Below are 17,397 nucleotides of genomic sequence, written 5' to 3' on the forward strand. Positions count from 1 at the left end.
TGGCCTCCAGGCGTTCGACAGCGCGCGAAGCAATGCTTCGCAAGCGCGCGGCCTCACCCTTGGGGGCTCGGATGCGGCATCCATGCCGCATACGGCCCTGCAACGGCAACCCCGACTGCGTCTGGATAGATGACCACGCCGCTGCGCTCGGGGTGACAGAGCCTTATCCTTGTGCATCCACAAATGGACAACCCGCGCCCCACCATGCAACTCATCGACATCGGCGCCAACCTGACCCACGACAGCTTCGACCACGACCGCGACGCGGTGCTGCAGCGCGCGCGCGCGGCTGGCGTGGTGCAGATGGTCGTTACCGGCGCCAGCCGCGAGCATTCACCCAAAGCGCTGGCCCTGGCACAGGCACACCCGCGTGAACTGTTCGCGACCGCCGGCGTGCATCCGCACCACGCCAGCGAGTACACCGCCGAATGCGACGCCGAGATGCGCGCACTGCTCGCCCACGATGAAGTGGTTGCGGTCGGCGAATGCGGGCTGGACTACTTCCGCGACTTCTCTCCGCGACCGGCGCAGCGACGCGCGTTCGAGATGCAACTTCAAATCGCGGTCGACACCGGAAAAGCCCGCGCTGCAAAACCACTCTTCCTGCACCAGCGCGACGCGCACGATGACTTCGTCGCGATCATGAAGAATTTCGAGGGCCGGCTCGGCCCCGCGGTCGTGCACTGCTTCACCGGCACCCGAGAGGAGCTGTTCGCCTGCCTCGACCGGGACTGGCACATCGGCATCACCGGCTGGCTGTGCGACGAGCGCCGCGGCCAGCACCTGCGCGAGCTGGTGAAATCGATCCCTGCCAACCGCCTGATGATCGAGACCGACGCCCCCTACCTGCTCCCGCGCACGGTCAGGCCCGCACCCTCACACCGCCGCAACGAACCGATGTACCTGGCCCATATCGTCGAGGAGCTGGCCCGCGACCGCGGCGAGGACGTGGAAGTGACCGCGGCCAATGCCACCGCGACCGCGCGTGCGTTCTTCGGATTGCCGGCGGCCTGATCCCGTTCGACCTCAGCCCTCTGCAGCCGGTTCCGATTCTTGCCCCTGCAACACCAGTTCCACGCGGCGGTTCTTCGCCCTGCCTTCCGGGGTGCCATTGTCGGCAATCGGCTCACTGCGCCCAAGGCCGCGGGCCTTGAGCCGGCCCGTGCCCGCGCCCGCGGCGGCCATGGCTTCCGCCACCGCTCGAGCGCGTGCCTCCGACAAAGCCATGCTGTGCTGTGCGCTTCCGCTGTCGTCGACATGCACATTGATATCAAGCAGCCATTCGGCTTCCTGCTCGAGCAGCGTCACGATTTCCCTGATCTGCGCTGCCGCGCCCGGCAACAGCTCCGCAGAAGCACTGGCAAACCCGACTGGTATTGCAACCCTGCCTTCAGTACGGAGCCGCTCGCGCAGGGTATCGCTGGACACCACCTCAAACTCCGGCTCGGCTGTCGCGGTCTCGGCAATCACCCAGGCGGCACCGATTCCGCCATAGGTACAGGCATGCACCCAGATGTCCTTGTCGGTGCGATGCACGACATAGGTGCGCACCGGTTCTTTCGGCCAGCACAGTCCGTTGCTGAACTCCTGGGTGAAGCTGCGGGTCAGTACATCCTGGGTCCTGGATCTCGGGATGACCATGTTTGCGATCTCGACACCACCTGCAGAGGTGATTGCGTTGCGGATCGCCTGCTCCACTTCAAGAGCGGAAAACGCCTTGCCTTCGTTGCCCCGGATATTGGCCTGATGGATCCGGCCTTCCACGCCGATGAAGAACTCCCCGACCCAGAATGGGAACTGTCCGACCTCAATGGTCGAGGATAACTTTTCGGTCGTGTGATATCCCTCCGGCAACTGGAAATAGGGAAATTCTCCAAGCGGGGCATCGGATACCGGAATGGTGGTGATGTCAAAGGCTTTGGGCTCATCGGATTCCGGTTCTGTCGATGCCTCCGCAGTCGCATCGGTCTCCGGCTCATCGGCCGGAGGCGGCGCGTCACCGCCACACGCGGCCAATGCTAGACATGCGGTCAGGCCAAGGAAAGAGAAGGGACGATGGATCATCGAAACATCCTGGGGACTGGATTCTGCCGATGATAGCGGGCAATGGTCGCACCATCACCAGACTGTCGGCAGTCGTGGGGGACCTCCGTCAGAGGCGTTCCCCTTCGTTCGGCACAGCCACGCTTTCCGGCAGCTCGAACAGCAGTTCGGACAACGGCCCGTAGGTCACGGCCATGGCCTCCATCTCGTAGCGCCGGTCCCAACCCTGTTTCTTTCCGCTATAGGCCAGAATTACGCCGTGTTCCGGATCGACCCACAACTCGCCGCTGCTGGTGCCGGCGGGACCGCGCCCGTCGGCGTTGCGGTAGCGCCAACCCTTGACGACCCTGCCTGCCACGTACCGGTTCCCGGCCGGTTGGCAACGCGCCTGCATGCGCTGACAGGGCCGCTCCGGTTCCACCACCAGCTCACCCAGGCCCGGCGCATCCAGTGGAATCGCGATTCCCTCATTCAGACTGACCAGCCAACCCGAGCGGGTGTCGGCTTCATGCAAGAGCATGCCGCGTTCGTCGGCGGGACCGGTGAAGTCGACCCGCGTCGACTTTCCGCGCGCATAGAGCGTGACCGGATACGGCGTGGTGTCGTAACCACCGTGGTACGGGTTGTCCCCGACCATGGTCGCATGCAGCGTGAATGCCGTCGGGGCAGGGGGGCCATCCTCCGCCACCGCCGGAACTGCCATCAGGCAAAACAGGGCTGGAAGCAGCCATCGGCCCGATCGCCTGCGCATATTCCATCCGGACTTCACTGCTTGAAAGATTCCAGTGGGACATCGGCTGCCGGGATATCCGGCACCACCAGAGCACAGGCATTGACCGTGTCCGCGGCCGCGCAATCGCGCGCGTAGGCTTCGACAGGAACGCTGACCTGTTCGACAAACGCACAAGTCGGTCCCTGTGCCGGATCGCTGCAATCGGCATTGAAGCCCAGCATGGCCGCCTGCAGCCAGCGAGCCACCAGGGGATAGTAGGCCGCAAGTGCATTGTCATCCTTGATGAACAACGCAACTGCAGGCTTGCCACCTCGCTCTGCGCTCTCGCGCAAGAATGCGTCGTAGGCCTGCTGATCGGCAATGGCCCGATTCGCGCGCCGGCTGTAAAGCACCGGCAGGTCGTCCACAGCACCCAGCAACTGCAACTGCCCGTCCGTTCCGCGTATCGCGATCGACTGGACGAAAGCCTGGCCGTGCTGCCAACCCCAGTAGATTGTCGAACCATCGGCCAATGACAGCTGCCGCGGCGGGTACTGCTCGAAACCGGTCACAATGCGGTCGCCTACGGCAAGCGACACTGCGTCCCCTGCCTCATCGCCCATCACGACCTGTGCTGATCCGGCAAAGCGTCGGATCTCATTGATGAAATCCTTGAACGCATCGACCGATGGTGTCGCCTGTGTGCTTTCGGCAGCCGCAGGAGCATTCGCCGCATCGGCAGCGCCTACCGCCTGCGGCGCACCGTTGCAGGCGGACAGCACAAGCAGGCTGGCAACTGCCAGGGTGTTTCTCATCATGCTGTTCATGTCGAACTCCCGATCCATTCAATGGTGCCAATCCCCACCTGTGTATCCCCCACGTCAGCCGCCCGGACAGGGGTCGCCGACGTTGGGAATGCGATGGTTGTCGATGGCATCCTGCAACAGATTGCCTTCTCGGCGACGACGACTGGTATACGGATCAGGGTTGCTGTTCAGCCACTCGGCAAGCTGCATCCATTCGCCCCGGTACACATGCCCCCAGAAGGTCTGCCTGACGCTGCCCTGAGTATCGGACAGGCCATACTGGTAGGCGAAATCCATGATTACCGTCTGTGCCTCCGTCGGCAACCGCTGGAAGGTCATGCCCAGCTCGTTGCGGGCATTGAACTGTGCGGCAATCTGGTTGAGGAAATGGTGCTTGAAGGCTTCCGCCAGCAGCTCGGCCTCGGCCTGGGTCACCGTCAACGGCGTCTCCTCCAGTGCAGCTACAGCGGCTCCCTTCTTCAGACCGAAATATGGATTGAGCTTGGCCATGAATGCATCGACATCGACATTTTCATTGTTCCCATGCTCATTGATGTAGTTGTTGATGATGTTGCGGGTGCCGCTTGCGCTCTGCTGGCCCAGGTCGACGCCGGTGCTGATGGTGACACCGCTCTGACCGAGCACCTCGCCCCCCTGCATCGGAATGTAACCTTCGAGTATGAGTGCTCCTTCGCTCTGTTCAAGGAAGGCATCGTCCAGCCGCCATGTTTCCGTACAGTCATCGCCTGCAGGCCCTTCGCCATCATCCCCGAAGTCGCAGTCCAGGTCGTTGGCCCAGGCATCCTTGGCATTCTGATTGAAGAAGCACATGCCAGGGTCCGGACACGGTTCAGCCCAGGCCGACGGTGGACTCAAGACAAACAGCACCACCAGGGCGAGCCCCGTGATCCAATTGTTCCAACCTTTCGAAGAATGGATCGTGCCCTGTCTGCTACCGGACACTGGCCGCGAAACTCCGATGGATTGCAGATCCTTCATCATGCTCATCCTCCTCACCGCGATGACGGGCGCCATGCCTCATAGGCTCGGACTGGCGGAGCCGCCTGCTCCAGCACGCTTTCCACAAATGCATCACTCGCCCCCATGGCCCGCAGGATGCGACCATCGCGGGTACGTACGATGATCATCGGGGTGAAACCGCCCCATTGCTTCCATGCCCGCTTCAGCTCCGCGTGACCCGGGTCCAAGCGCATGCGCTCGGAAGGCGACGCATGGCCACCGCGACGCGCATCGAAATCGTAATCGCGATAGTTGGCTTCCAGGCTCGCCACCGGATCCCGTGCAGACAGGATCGCCGCCGCCATCGTTTCGCTGTCCGGTTTGAAGTAAGCCACCGGCACCCAGCGTATCGGCATGTTCTTGTGCGCTTCGCGCAACCTGCGATCCAGGCGTGCGCAATACGGACAATTCGGGTCGCAGACGATCTGCACATTGGGCGTCAGTCCCGCATCACCGGTCAACCGCACGCCACGTGCCTGGTCAAGCTGTTGCCATGCCGAAGCCGGCAGTTGTCGGTACTTGCGGCTTTCGGCCTGAGCCAGCCCGGCATATGAAAGCAGCAGCATTGCCGGCAGCAACCATCGCAGCAGTGACCCTGCCATCGGCATTTTCCCCGTCGTGGTGTTCATGTGCATACCGGCGGATCCTCGGGATCCGGTTCTTCAGGGCCGCCACCGCCGGGCGGATCACCACCTCCCGGTGGAGTGCCTCCTCCGGGTGGCGTGCCACCACCGTCGTCGCCACCACCGCCTCCCGGCGGAGTGCCTCCCCCGCCGCCTGGCGGGGTGCCGCCTCCTGGTGGCGAGGCGCCTCCTGCATCGGCAAGCAGGTTGGCGTCGTAGATCGGTGTTTGCATGCGCACGATGGCAGTGGACCGCAGGGGAATCCGGAAATGCCTGCCCAGCACCCACTCTCCGTGCATCGGATCCGGACCGCCCAGCAACGGATCCTTCATGTCGACCTTGGCCGAATCGAAAAAGCCGTTGCTCCTCACGTACTGCGAGTCACCGCGCAGCACCCGGTCGACGAAGGGCACGATCAATGGGAAGTCGTAATGCACCCGTATCTTGAGGATGTTTGCATCCTGGACATTGACGCCACTGCTCCCGACTTCACTGCTACGAAATGCCAGGTTGTCGTTCGGCAATGCTTCTCGCCCGTCGTATTGTTTCTCCTTGAACTCATTCCAGGCCTGTTTGGTCGGGCTGATAATCTCAATCTTGGCATTGCCGCCGTACGCTCCAACCCCTTTCACGTCGAGCACAGCCGCGGCATACGCTTTGGCCAACCCCGGAACGTCGCTCGACGTCGTGTATAGCGGCATGAGGCCCCGGATCAAGCCGTCCTGCATCGCATCCATCTTCGCGTTATTGACAGCCCCAGCACGAGCGGCTTCAAGAGCGGCATAATCCAAGGTGGTCTTGGCGCGATAAACCAGCACTATCTGGAAGACCAGCAGCACCAGGAACAGGAACACAGGCACCACAATCAAGAATTCCGGCAGCGATTGACCGGCCTGCCTGTTCCCTGTTCCAACACTGCGTTGAATGGCGGTTCTGTTCTCCATGACATGTGCTCCCGGTGTCTGGGCTAGCCTCCTGGCTGTGCCTCCGGCATCCCACCCGGCTCCTGACCTGCGTTGATCGAGCGGGCATTTCCATCAGTTGCGGATTCTTCCCTTCTACCTTGCTTGCTTTCGGGTGAGATCAGTGAGAACACGGCTGTCGAAAGCCTCAGGCTCTCGTCGAAGACCCGATCTCCAGAGGACGAGTTCTGTACACCCGTTGCAAATGACGCCTGGGCCTGGCGCAATCTCACGATCCCAAGGTTATGCCACGCCTTGGCGTTGTCAGGATCAATCCGCAGTGTCTGTTGATAGGCAATGGCGGCATCATCCTGACGACCGGTCCTGACCAGGGAGTTGGCCAGCCGATACCAGTACTCGGCTTCGCCTGGCATCTGCTCGACCATGCTGCGGTACAACTGCGCGGCCTCCTCGTTGCGGCCGTTGGCATAGGCATCACTGGCGCGACGCTCGACCTCCACGAGCCCGTTCAGCTCCGGCCCCACCTCCTTCTGCCCCGACGTCGCACAGCCGCTGGCAATGACGAAGGCCACCAGCAAGCATGGAAGGCCGGTCTTCACTTTCATCTCCATTCGATGACATCCCCGGGCCGGATCGAGAGCCGCTGTACGGCACCGGCATGGAATTCGATGACACTGCGTGCGCCCTTCTGCATGCAGGCACGCCAGGGGCGGATCCGTTCACGCACCCCAAGTACGCTGCCGGCACGATCCAGGAAAACCACATCCAGCGGATAGCTCATGCCGAAGGTATGGATGCTGGCGCATGGCGAAATCAACAGCGCCTCGCTACCGTCGTTTGCCAGCGGTGGTCGGAACAGCAGGCCGCGCAGCCGCGCCCACCACGATAGAGCCGCCTTGCCATGCGGCGCCAAACACACCCCCTTGCGGTAGAAGCAAATGCGCTTCAAAGGATCCCGTCCTCCACCATCTTGAGGTAGATGAAATAGGCCAGCACGATGAAGATGAGCGGAAAGAAGAACATGATCAGCGGCGCCATCATCTTCACCGGTGCCTCCAGCGCCAGTTTCTCCGCCCGCAGGAAACGCTCTTCGCGTCGCTGCATCGACTGCGCGCGCAATGTGTCGCCCAGGCTGGCACCGACACGGTCGGCCTGGATCAGCGCGCTGGTGAAACTGGATATCTGCGCAATATCCATCCGGTCAGCCAGACGCTTGAGTGCCTCCGAACGTGGCAAGCCGGCACTCAGGTCCCGCAGCATGCGCGAGAATTCCTGCGACAAGGGTCCTGCCGGCCCTTTCATAACCGCCTGTTCGATCGCGCCTGTGATGTTGAGACCGGCTTCAACCGACATGGTGATGAAGTCGAGGAAGATCGGCAGGTCGCGGATCACCCGCTTCTGCCGGGTCTTGCGGCGCTCACCCAGCCACAGGCTCGGGTACAGCCAGCCCAGCGGCAAGCCAAACACGACACAAATGAAAAAGGTTCCAAAGTTGAGCTGCTTGAGCAGTACTACAACCAGAAGGAAGAACATCGTTACCATCCCGCTGGCAACGATACGGAGCCCCGCGAGTTGTTCCGGCGAGATCAGATAGTCCTGCCCGGCCGACTGCAAAGTGCGATGGGCCTTTTCCAGGTCACTAGACTTCAACCGCGGTCCGATGACATAGGTGGCCGCGGTCACCAGTGGCCACATCATCTTCAGGGTGAACGGAAGTGGATCCTGATAGTCACGCTCATCCTGCGGCACCTGGTTCAAAAGGCCGCGTATACCAACGATCACCATCACGAACGCGGCAACAACACACAATGCTAGAAATGCCAGCTGAATCATATATCGATCGTCATGATCTTCACGCACATCTTGTAGCCAACGTACTCCAGGATCACGCACACGGCGATGACGCCGTAGCCCATCCAGGTGTTGAACATCGGCTCCATCGTGCTGGGATAGGCCATGGCAAGGTAGCCGGCGATCGCGACCGGCAACATTGCCATCACGATTCCCTGCAGCTTGCCCTGCGAAGTCAACGCCTTGACCTTGTTCTCCATGATCAAGCGCCGCCGTAGTGTTTCAGCCAGTGTTTTCAGGCTTTCGGCAAGGTTGCCACCCACCTCGCGCGAAATCGAAACCGCCGACACGAACAATTTGACGTCGAGTACCGGCACCCGTTCGGCAAAGTGCTCCAACGCCTCCTCGGTCTTGACCCCGAGATGCTGCTCGCGCAGCACCAGAGCCAACTCCTGGGCAAGCGGTGGATACCCATCCCTCACCAGGCTTTCCAATGCCGGAGCAAAGCCCAGCCCCGCCTTCATGCCGCCAGACAGCATCATCAACGCATCCGGAAGCTGTTCTTGGATCTTGTTGATCCGCCGCTGCCGCAACCAGCGATATATCTTCTTGGGCATGATGGCCAGGGCCAAGGCAGCGACGATTGCGATCAGCAATTTTCCGGTGATCATCCACAGCAGCAGTGGCACAATCACGAGCATCACGATATTGGCGGTGTACAACTTTTTCGGATCAACGAACAGGAACATGTCCGCGAGATTGACCCGGGCCTGCTCCATGAACGCCTCATGGTAGCGCCCCATAAAGGTGTCACCGGCCCGGATGGCGTACACCCCCGCGAGGCATACCGCTGCGAAAGCCGTGATCGCGATCAGCCAGACCTGCATGCCTAGAAATCCTCCTTGGGCTTCCGGAATATCGACAGATCGATCTTCACGCCCCGGTCGGCCAGCTCTTCCATGAATTCCGGAATCGCGCCCGTTGCTTCGAACGTGCCCATAACCTTGCCGTCCGGACCATGGTGAGAGCGAACCCTGAAATGGAAGATGTCCTGCAACTGGATGGTGCCGCTTTCGATGCCGGTGACCTCCGTGATATGGGTCACCTTGCGCGATCCGCACGGGAAGCGGCGCTGGTGCACGATCATGTCGACCGCCGAGGCAATCTGCTCGCGAACGACCGCCATCGGGAGCTCCATTCCGGCCATCAGGACCATCACTTCGATGCGCGAGATCGCATCGCGTGGCGAGTTGGCATGGGCCGTGGTCAACGAGCCTTCATGGCCGGTGTTCATCGCCTGCAGCATGTCGAGCGTTTCGCCACCACGACACTCGCCGACCACGATCCGGTCCGGGCGCATACGCAGCGCGTTCTTTACCAAATCGCGGATGGTGACCTGCCCCTTGCCTTCAAGGTTCGGCGGGCGCGCTTCCAGAGCCACCAGGTTGGGCTGCACGAGCTTGAGCTCGGCCGCGTCCTCGATGGTGACGATGCGATCACGGTCGGGAATGAAGTTGGACAGGATATTCAGCAGCGTGGTCTTGCCCGAGCCGGTACCGCCGGTCACGACGATGTTCTTGCGTTCGCGTACAGCCGTCTCCAGGAATGCCAGCATTCCTTCGTTGATTGACCCGTAGCCGTACAAATCGCGGCCGTCCAGCTTCTTTTTGGCGAATTTTCGGATGCTGATGCTGGGTCCGCGCAACGCGATGGGCGGGATGATCGCGTTGACGCGCGACCCATCCTTGAGTCGTGCATCGACCATGGGCGAGCTTTCGTCGATCCGGCGTCCCAGCGGGGCGACGATGCGCTCGATGGCCGAAAGCACGGCCCGGTCATTAGTGAAATAGACCGGAGACTTCTCGATCCGACCACTGCGTTCGATATAGATCTGGTCGTGGGCATTGACCATGATCTCGGTAACGCTGTTATCGTCGATCAGATTTTCCAGCGGGCCGAGGCCGATGGCTTCATCCAGGACCTGCTTGGCCAGCATGCGGCGGCTGATCGCCTTCGGGAGGTCGGCATACTCCTTGTCCAGGACTGCCTCGATCAGCGCAGCAGTCTTTTCCCGTAGTTCGGCATCACTCAGGCTGCGGACATCCACCCGTCGCAGGTCCATCTGCTTGACCAGCGACGCATGTACCCGCCCACGCCACACCACCATGTCGGGCGGGGCATCGGCAGTCGTTGCGATTTCGGTCGCCGCGCTCTCTGTCGGTGTCGCTGCCGGCTCCACCGGCGCGGCAACAGGCGTTGGCGGCGCTGGATCCAACTGGTCGGCGGACGGCGCCGCGTGGTCGTTGTGTTGCACCGTCCCGTTGTTGACGGAGTCGGAAAAGATCCGCAGGCGATAATCACCGATCTCGACGATATCGCTGCTGCTGATCGGCCCCTGGCGCTCCTTGATCGCATTGCCGTTCACACGGACCTGGGCCCGACCCCCGGTGGACTCGATGAACATGCCATCGTCCTGGGCCCGGATCAACGCATGTCGTTTGGCGATACTCCAACCTTGGAGAATCACCAGATTTTCCTCGCCACGGCCGACCCCGCACTCGTTGTGCAGGCAACGGATCTTCCTCGGCTCGCTTCGCGGTGCTTCTACGACGACGTTGAACATGCCCGTACTCAGTCAAAGATATCCGTGCCGATCGTCTGCTTGAAATCCTCAAGCATCCGATCGCTCTTCTGGATGGCATCGATGTTGGCTGGGTGATCCGGATGAATGATCCTCGGGGTCACGAAGATCACCAAGTCGGTGCGGCCGGCACGGAATTCATCCGAGCGGAACAGCCGGCCCAGGATCGGAATATTGGCCAAGCCCGGAATACCGCCGAAGCCCTTGGAACCTGTGATATCGACCAGACCCGAGATCACGATGGTCTCACCCGAACGTACATTGAGCTCAGTGTCGGTCTTGCGGGTCAGGAAACCGGGCACGCCCTGCACCGTGACCGAGGGATCAATCTTGCTGACCTCGGTAGACACTGCAGTCGAGATTTCGTCATTGCCATTAACGAACGGCTCGATGTCCAGCTTGATGCCGTATTCCTTGAATTCGACCGTGGTCGTACCGAAGGCACCAGGCTTCAGGATCGGAACTTCGCCGCCGGCGAGGAATTTGGCGCTCCCTCCACTGCGCGCGCTGAGCTGTGGCGATGCCAGTTCGTAGGCATTGCCGGTTTCGGTCAGCAGGTTGATCCTGGATGTGATCGAGGTGGCGATGCCGAAATAGGTCGCCATCGGATTGATCCGTGCCGGCAGGTCATCGACGATATCCAGAAACGAGCTTTTGTCGGGCAATATGCGGAAAAAGGAACTTGAGAAATCCTTGATCGCGCCACCTGCGGGACCGTCGATGCTTTCCTGCCAGCGGATGCCGAGGTCGCGGAGGGCATCGCGCTTGAACTCCATGATCCGCACATCCATCAACACCATCGGCTGCATCGCAACCAGATCCGGGGTGCTCAGGTCAACGACATTCGGATACAGCTTGGCAATGGTGCCGACACGCTCGGCCTCGAGCGCCGTCAGCTCGCCGGTGATCACTACGCTGCTCCCCACATCCTGCACGCGCGCTTTCGAATTCGGCTCGAGGGCCAGCAGTTCGCGAACAACCAATGACGTGCTGCTGGTATCAACCGGGCTCACATTGACGTTGATAGAACGCTGGTCACCATCCTCGTACCACAGGTGCAATGTGGTGAAACCACCTTTATCGGCTCCTGCGATCACAACGAGCTGCCGTTTGTCGATGGTAGTCACTTCGATCAGGTCGCCGTTGCCCACGGCGACCCGCGAAAACGGCCGGCCGCTCTTGTAGACCTTGACCTGACCACCGTACAGCTCAAGCTTGTTCGGCAACGTCGCAACCTGTGCCTGGGCTTGCCCGAAAGGCATGAAGGCGGATGTGAATGCGATGGCCAGCATCGCGATAATCCCAAATAAAGAATCCCTGCGCATTGATGTGTCCATTATCGATTTATCAATTACCGCCGATGATGTACTCGACATCATCGCCCCCGCCACTACTGAACAGACTCATCAATGTCTTTTCGGAGAGCCCCGACAAGCCAAAAGGCGTGTTGTCCTCGTAATTTCGCAGCAACACTCGCAAGTCACCCGTCTTTTGTCCTGCCGTCAACAACTCGGCTTGGTTCGGAGCAAGTTCCAGGGTGACGCTCGAAAACGCGCTGTCACCCATACCTTCAGGCACATCTCCTATGCGGGTACCGGTCGCCAGTACCGTAATGTTCTCAAGCAGCGGTACCACTTTGTCCCCCTGGTTGCTCTTCTTGCCGCCACCAAAGTCCTTGTCGCCGCTGTAGGTGAGCAGAATATCGACACGGTCGCCTGGCGCGATCATGCCCGAAATGGAGTTGTTCTCGTTCACCGAGAGGGTGTAACCCACCTTGCCCGGCACGATTACATGCGAGAACTTGTCGTACGCGGGTACCAGGGCGCTGGCACTGAGTGGTGTGCCCTGCTTGATCGGTGAACGCACCATCCGATCAATGAAGCCGACGTAATTCTCGGTCGTCACCGCATCCGCCGGGACGAAGTCCACCGGCATGTTGCGCGTGACCATATCGGACTCCGAAATGGTATCGCCGATATCAAGGTTGCGCCTTGAAACCACGACCTGCGTTTCAGCCACCTCAACCTGCACGGCCGCTGTTGCCTCTGCGACACGCTCCTGTATGTAACTGACGCTCAGCAGTGCCGCAATGATCCCCAGCAGAATCGCCCCTCCCAGGAAAAGGACGTTCTTGTTCAATTTAGGTAAGGCCACGTGCTCCCCTTTGCATCACAATTCAATTCTGTAGGAAATCTGTAGGAAATGTCATCGACAGGGCATAACTGAAGGCCTCATACATGCCCTTGATCGCCTGCATCAGCTGCCCCACCACATTGTCATTGGCAACAAGGACAACAATGACAAGCATGGTGATGATGCTGTATTCAACAATCGCACTGCCCCGCTGTCGCCGCGGACCCTTCGGAAGCTGTTTCCTCTTCATTGTCCAAGCCCTGCCGTAGGTTCCAATCATTCGATGGTAACCACTGTCGATGTCACCATTCCTTCGTCACGCGTGATGGCAATCGCCATCCGTCGGCCCCGTGCCCGTTCGAATCGCACAACGCACTGGCTCGAACTCGGCCTGCACCCCGCCGACTCAACAACCGACCAGCCTTCCGCGCGCATGCGCTGCAGATAGTGCTGCTGGTTGACATAAGGCGACATCTGATTGTGAAGAACTAGCGTACGGCTCTTGTTGGGGGTATCGAGATAACTGATATCACTGACTACGTCGGTACCGGCAGGTCGGTAGAAACCCTCCCCCATGCTCGGCACCTGCCCATCTTTGGGCAACTCGATGATCCCTACGGTCCCTTCGGTACCGCCGCCGCTCGCCTCCAGCTCCACCGTGATGTAGTACTTGCCCGCCGCCCTGCCTATGACCGTCTTCGACTCCACTTTGTCTACGACATGCTGGCCTGGCCATTGCGTGGCATAGAATGCCGCCACATCCTCGGGCGACTGTGAAGTAGCGAATCGACTCGCTTGCATGTTCAGGCCATTGAACTTGATATGCTCGCTGACCATCTCTCCGCGGCTATTGTCCGGCAATGGCACGCTCGGCCACGCCCCGCCCACCTGACTCGCACAAAGCATGCAGCATGTGATCACGGTCATACCTCGCGCGCGCATCGTGAACTTGCGCCGCCGAAACAATCCGGTACAGACCATGCGCGACAGTCGTTTTTTCATAGTCGACATACATCTACACCCTCTCAAGCGTCATGGCTGATACGCCTGCAACCTGTCTCGCGGGACCACATCGGGCTCTATGTAGCCTGGATCAATTCGAAGAGGAACGTCCAGCAACGGTATATTTTCAAATGGTTTAAGAGCTTCTTTTACCTTGTGGATCGGGCCCCCTATCCGTGAATCCGGGCCAAATATCGAACCCAGACTCAACGTCTTCACCTGATCACGTACGCGCCTGCGATCCCTCTGAGCGGAAACGCTGTCCTGACACTGGCCGCCAAGACATCCGCTACCGGATGCATTCCACGTGTCTGCCAACACCACGTGCTTCACACGCATCTCCAGACCCAGGTTGTCAAAGGGCTCCAAATACTTTGCAGCCGCGCCATCAGCAGTTTTCAGATCCTCCGGGCGCACTACCAGCTCAGCACTTACCAACCCATCCCGACCTGGCGGAAAATCACCCGGAATGAAGTCAGGCAATTTGTCCAGCAGCTCAATCGCCTTTGAGGAAAAGCCAGCAGATTCATTCTTGTACGGCAACAGCTCGACACCATCACGCTGGAGCAATGGCCGTCCGGAAAACGTATTCATCATCACATCTTCGACCGCATCACTCCCTTGTGCACCGGATGACTGCGAGCGAATCGGAGCGGCCGCATCCCCGTAATGGCGATCAATCAGCTTCTGGAGTTGTTGGGCACGCCAAGCATTGCTTTCGACTGAATCATCCCAGTGGTACGAATCCGCAACTGTCGCTTCCCAGGCTGCCGCGCGCACTGCCTGCTGGGCCATCTGCTGAGTATGGGAGTACTTGCCAAGCATTGGGATCAGCAGGAACAGCGGCACCAGCACTACTGCAAGAATCGCCATTTCAGTCAGTGCTTGGCCATGCTGCAGTCTTGGTGACTTCACTCCACTCAATGCAGGCTGGCGGAAAGATATCGCGTTACCCATACACGTCACTCCCGGTTACATTCCGTTGGCAACCTCGGCAGGCAGAATCTCGTCCAGGTCAATGCCCTGGTCGATATTGAATCGCCTGGTGGTCAAGCGTGCACCCGTGCCGTTTGGTGGAGGATCGATTTTCAGATCGATACGGTGCGTGCTCGGCGTTCCGCCCTGCAAATCAGCATGCGGCCCCGCGGAGAACCCCCATTTCTCGCCTGCGGACCATACACAGATGCTTTCCGCAGCCCCATGCTGCCATTCGTTGCACGGTTGCCCGAGAACTGCTTGCTGGTTCGGCCCATCCCAGCCCGGCTCTGCGGCGTAGCGATCGTTATCAGCGGTCAAGTCGTACGCACCCAGGTTCTCGGGTTTCGGCGGCGCAACCCTGCTCTCGCCTGTCAGCATGTCGAGATAGACCGTTTTCTCGCGATCAAAATAGGCATGGCGCGCTTCGCTCGTCTGCAGGTCGAAATGGCATGCAGTCGAAGGCGTCTCCCCTGTTGCAAACTCCCAGCTTTCCACCCGGTACGCCAACCGACCGGGAACTCGCCAGTACTGCCAGCGTTCAGTGCCAACTCGCGCCTCATCATCAGGGCTTAATGGCTTGGTCGATGCGCCCGCCTCCTGGCACATCGAGAGGGCTTCCTGATAAAGGTTGAGATAGAAATTCGTACCCTTATCGACCGATTTTTCAAACACGCGGTCAACATAGATTCTTGGAATATCGGCATCACCAGCCTCCGCGCTGTCATGCGACACAGCTGTGCCAGCGGCAACTGCCACATCGGCTCCGGATTGAGTACAAGCAGTCAATGCAATGACCACGATGGCCGCCTTCAAAAATACGCCCTTCAGAAGTAAGCCTTTCAGAAGCGATTCACCCATGCTCGGCACGCTTTCAGACCTGTTATTCGTCTTATTTGTCATAGATCCCGTCCAGAGCCCTAGCCACCCGCCAATGAAGGAAGGACCACCAAGTAGTCCTTCGCGGGAGTTTCTATCAGACGTGCCTGCCAGTAAGGACTGAACAGGCTCCCCATCTCGAGCTCATTGGCAACCGTCGGGTTTTTATCCTTCCACGATTGCCGCGAGACACGCTGAAACCATGGGTGGGCCGGTGGGCGATTAAAGTAAACTTGCGCCGACGCGATCGCCCTCATCTTGTCGCCGCTCATGTCATTGTTCAGTTCAAGCTGGCCATTTGCCGGGCCACCGATCTCAGTGTCCTCACTGGTGCGGGCATGCTTACGGTCACTTTCGACAAGAACAGTGAAAATCGGACCTGCCTTCTCCCCCTCCGGGGTCCGGGCATACTCTTGGTTTATGTCGCTATAGTCCTGCAGCCCACGGTGGCCGGAAAGGTACGCATCTCGCTTTCGATTCGGACCACCGGTCGGTCCCAGAGGGGAAAAGAATGGAAGAGTCTTAGGCTGATTCACAGACGGGTATTGCTCTACAAATTTCGCAGTATTGTTCGTAGCCCCGCCATACTGTGGATAGAGAGGATGCCCATCATTTCCCGGCAGGCCCTCGTAGTACCAACCGGCACCCGCCCCATTCCGGCCGCTCTCTATGCCTTCAAAAAACCTGGGGGTTTTACTCCCATCTCCTACTACGTCTCTTACTGCCTGTGCACCGCCGAACCCAAGCGAAATATCAAATTCCAGCTTCCAGAACTTCATGTTCAGGTCCAGGGCGTCGACCGCAACCCAGCGGTCATAATCCACCATGTCCGTACCGCCGCGCTCCTTGAGCTTGATGAACGGGAGTGGGGTCTCAGAGGTTCTGTCAGCACTGAAGTAATCGCGCGATGCCATCACGACATTGCGATAGCGATTCATGCCCGCTATGTGCCTGGTATCGCCTTCTGATGCCCGACCCTTTTTAAACCTGTCCAGCATATTGCTTTCCGTGCTCGCCTTTCTTATCTGGTTTAGCAGCAGCCCATGGGCCAGCGCCGGAATTTTGGCATTCTTATCGTTCTTATCGACCACATCACGGGCAACCTTTATGCCATCAACCAGCATTCCTGCCAGCATCAGATCTGCCGCGTTCGCCAGCCCAAGGTTCCAGGTTCCCAGCATCGTTACGGCACCATCCACAAGCGGATGAACGGCAGCCCTGGTACTAGCCAAACCTTTTTCAGCCGCCTGATATCCCTTCTTCATCAGGTTCGCAGCTCGGGCGATTGGCTGGCATATGGCTGCAACGCCTGGGATAAGAGACAAGGCATTGCATAGCGATTCGATATAAAAAAAGAAATTCTGCCCAGCGACTGCATGCGTGTGATACATGTTCATCCACGACCACAGACTGACCATCTGGGCAACCGCGACTTCGTTGGCGATACGCCCGCGGTTCATGTAGGCAACAAAATTCATCGCCCGTGCCTGCTGCACGGCAACACTGTAGGCTGCCGCATCAGCCGTGTTGGTCAAATGCACTTTCTTCTGAACGGTCTGGCCAGTGTTGAACATCAGGACCGCGCCCAGGCACAGGACCCCGACCAGCACCAGGAACAGCACCATGGCCTGGCCACGCAATCGGCGAGCACCCGAAGGCCTCGCACTTGCGCCGCGAAGCCTGATACGACGAGCCATCTCTTTATTGTTGACGTCCATTGGCATTCACCCTTGGCATGCCTTGGGCAACCGGTGCGCCATTAGAGTCCTGCCCGGCACGGGCAACACACCTGACTACATACAGGCAATCAGCACTGCAGAAATGATTGCCTGCTGCAACGATGATTGCA

Annotated in this window: 19 protein-coding genes; 1 reads left to right on the plus strand and 18 read right to left on the minus strand. The window is 59.6% G+C overall.

All coding sequences use genetic code 11. The features are described 5' to 3' along the window. Positions 1-204: 204 nt before the first annotated feature. Positions 205-1,014, plus strand: a complete 810-nt coding sequence (locus tag FKV23_RS16880; RefSeq protein WP_141624913.1) for a TatD family hydrolase — start codon at positions 205-207, stop codon at positions 1,012-1,014. A gap of 12 nt (positions 1,015-1,026) precedes the next feature. Here FKV23_RS16880 and FKV23_RS16885 read toward each other — a convergent pair whose 3' ends face one another. The 18 genes from FKV23_RS16885 to FKV23_RS16970 all read right to left on the minus strand — a co-directional run bounded on the left by FKV23_RS16885 (position 1,027) and on the right by FKV23_RS16970 (position 17,266). Beyond that, entirely contained in the window at positions 1,027-2,064 is a 1,038-nt protein-coding gene (locus FKV23_RS16885) for an OmpA family protein (RefSeq protein ID WP_141624914.1), read from the minus strand. Positions 2,065-2,152: 88 nt separating this feature from the next. Beyond that, on the minus strand, positions 2,153-2,812 hold the full coding sequence (locus FKV23_RS16890; protein ID WP_141624915.1) for a hypothetical protein: 660 nt from the start codon (positions 2,810-2,812) through the stop codon (positions 2,153-2,155). Beyond that, complete coding sequence (locus tag FKV23_RS16895; RefSeq protein ID WP_141624916.1) at positions 2,809-3,582, minus strand: hypothetical protein; 774 nt, start codon at positions 3,580-3,582, stop codon at positions 2,809-2,811. The genes FKV23_RS16890 and FKV23_RS16895 overlap by 4 nt, the downstream gene beginning before the upstream one ends. A gap of 54 nt (positions 3,583-3,636) precedes the next feature. Then, a complete protein-coding gene (locus FKV23_RS16900; RefSeq protein ID WP_167285361.1) occupies positions 3,637-4,563 on the minus strand; it encodes a pesticin C-terminus-like muramidase in 927 nt (308 codons plus the stop codon). Positions 4,564-4,574: 11 nt separating this feature from the next. Continuing rightward, positions 4,575-5,216 carry a hypothetical protein gene (locus FKV23_RS16905; RefSeq protein WP_141624918.1) on the minus strand — a complete coding sequence of 214 codons (642 nt, stop codon included), beginning with the start codon at positions 5,214-5,216 and terminating at the stop codon, positions 4,575-4,577. Then, positions 5,207-6,148: a TadE/TadG family type IV pilus assembly protein gene (locus FKV23_RS16910; protein ID WP_208543198.1), complete on the minus strand. Its 942-nt coding sequence runs from the start codon at positions 6,146-6,148 to the stop codon at positions 5,207-5,209. Before FKV23_RS16910 ends, FKV23_RS16905 begins: the two co-directional genes overlap by 10 nt. Positions 6,149-6,171: 23 nt before the next feature. Continuing rightward, entirely contained in the window at positions 6,172-6,732 is a 561-nt protein-coding gene (locus tag FKV23_RS16915) for a tetratricopeptide repeat protein (RefSeq protein ID WP_167285363.1), read from the minus strand. After that, complete coding sequence (locus FKV23_RS16920; protein ID WP_407067690.1) at positions 6,729-7,046, minus strand: DUF192 domain-containing protein; 318 nt, start codon at positions 7,044-7,046, stop codon at positions 6,729-6,731. Before FKV23_RS16920 ends, FKV23_RS16915 begins: the two co-directional genes overlap by 4 nt. A 26-nt stretch (positions 7,047-7,072) precedes the next feature. After that, positions 7,073-7,960 (minus strand): type II secretion system F family protein, encoded by an 888-nt coding sequence (locus tag FKV23_RS16925; protein WP_141624921.1) that lies wholly within the window; start codon positions 7,958-7,960, stop codon positions 7,073-7,075. Further along, complete coding sequence (locus FKV23_RS16930) at positions 7,957-8,805, minus strand: type II secretion system F family protein (RefSeq protein ID WP_141624922.1); 849 nt, start codon at positions 8,803-8,805, stop codon at positions 7,957-7,959. Before FKV23_RS16930 ends, FKV23_RS16925 begins: the two co-directional genes overlap by 4 nt. A 2-nt stretch (positions 8,806-8,807) precedes the next feature. Further along, on the minus strand, positions 8,808-10,541 hold the full coding sequence (locus FKV23_RS16935) for an ATPase, T2SS/T4P/T4SS family (protein ID WP_208543199.1): 1,734 nt from the start codon (positions 10,539-10,541) through the stop codon (positions 8,808-8,810). Between the two features lie 8 nt (positions 10,542-10,549). Beyond that, the gene (locus FKV23_RS16940) at positions 10,550-11,851 is read right to left on the minus strand and encodes a type II and III secretion system protein family protein (RefSeq protein ID WP_167285365.1); all 1,302 of its coding nucleotides are present in this window, start codon (positions 11,849-11,851) and stop codon (positions 10,550-10,552) included. Between the two features lie 55 nt (positions 11,852-11,906). Then, on the minus strand, positions 11,907-12,698 hold the full coding sequence (cpaB, locus tag FKV23_RS16945; protein ID WP_167285368.1) for a Flp pilus assembly protein CpaB: 792 nt from the start codon (positions 12,696-12,698) through the stop codon (positions 11,907-11,909). A gap of 37 nt (positions 12,699-12,735) precedes the next feature. Then, complete coding sequence (locus FKV23_RS16950) at positions 12,736-12,972, minus strand: hypothetical protein (protein ID WP_141624925.1); 237 nt, start codon at positions 12,970-12,972, stop codon at positions 12,736-12,738. Then, positions 12,969-13,694, minus strand: a complete 726-nt coding sequence (locus FKV23_RS16955) for a hypothetical protein (RefSeq protein WP_141624926.1) — start codon at positions 13,692-13,694, stop codon at positions 12,969-12,971. The genes FKV23_RS16950 and FKV23_RS16955 overlap by 4 nt, the downstream gene beginning before the upstream one ends. 30 nt (positions 13,695-13,724) lie before the next feature. After that, a complete protein-coding gene (locus FKV23_RS16960; protein WP_141624927.1) occupies positions 13,725-14,651 on the minus strand; it encodes a TadE family protein in 927 nt (308 codons plus the stop codon). 15 nt (positions 14,652-14,666) lie between these two features. After that, a complete protein-coding gene (locus FKV23_RS16965; RefSeq protein ID WP_141624928.1) occupies positions 14,667-15,530 on the minus strand; it encodes a hypothetical protein in 864 nt (287 codons plus the stop codon). Positions 15,531-15,589: 59 nt separating this feature from the next. Continuing rightward, positions 15,590-17,266, minus strand: a complete 1,677-nt coding sequence (locus tag FKV23_RS16970) for a pilus assembly protein TadG-related protein (protein ID WP_167285370.1) — start codon at positions 17,264-17,266, stop codon at positions 15,590-15,592. Positions 17,267-17,397: the final 131 nt, after the last annotated feature.

It is taken from the genome of Lysobacter alkalisoli (assembly GCF_006547045.1).
Taxonomy (GTDB): domain Bacteria; phylum Pseudomonadota; class Gammaproteobacteria; order Xanthomonadales; family Xanthomonadaceae; genus Marilutibacter; species Marilutibacter alkalisoli.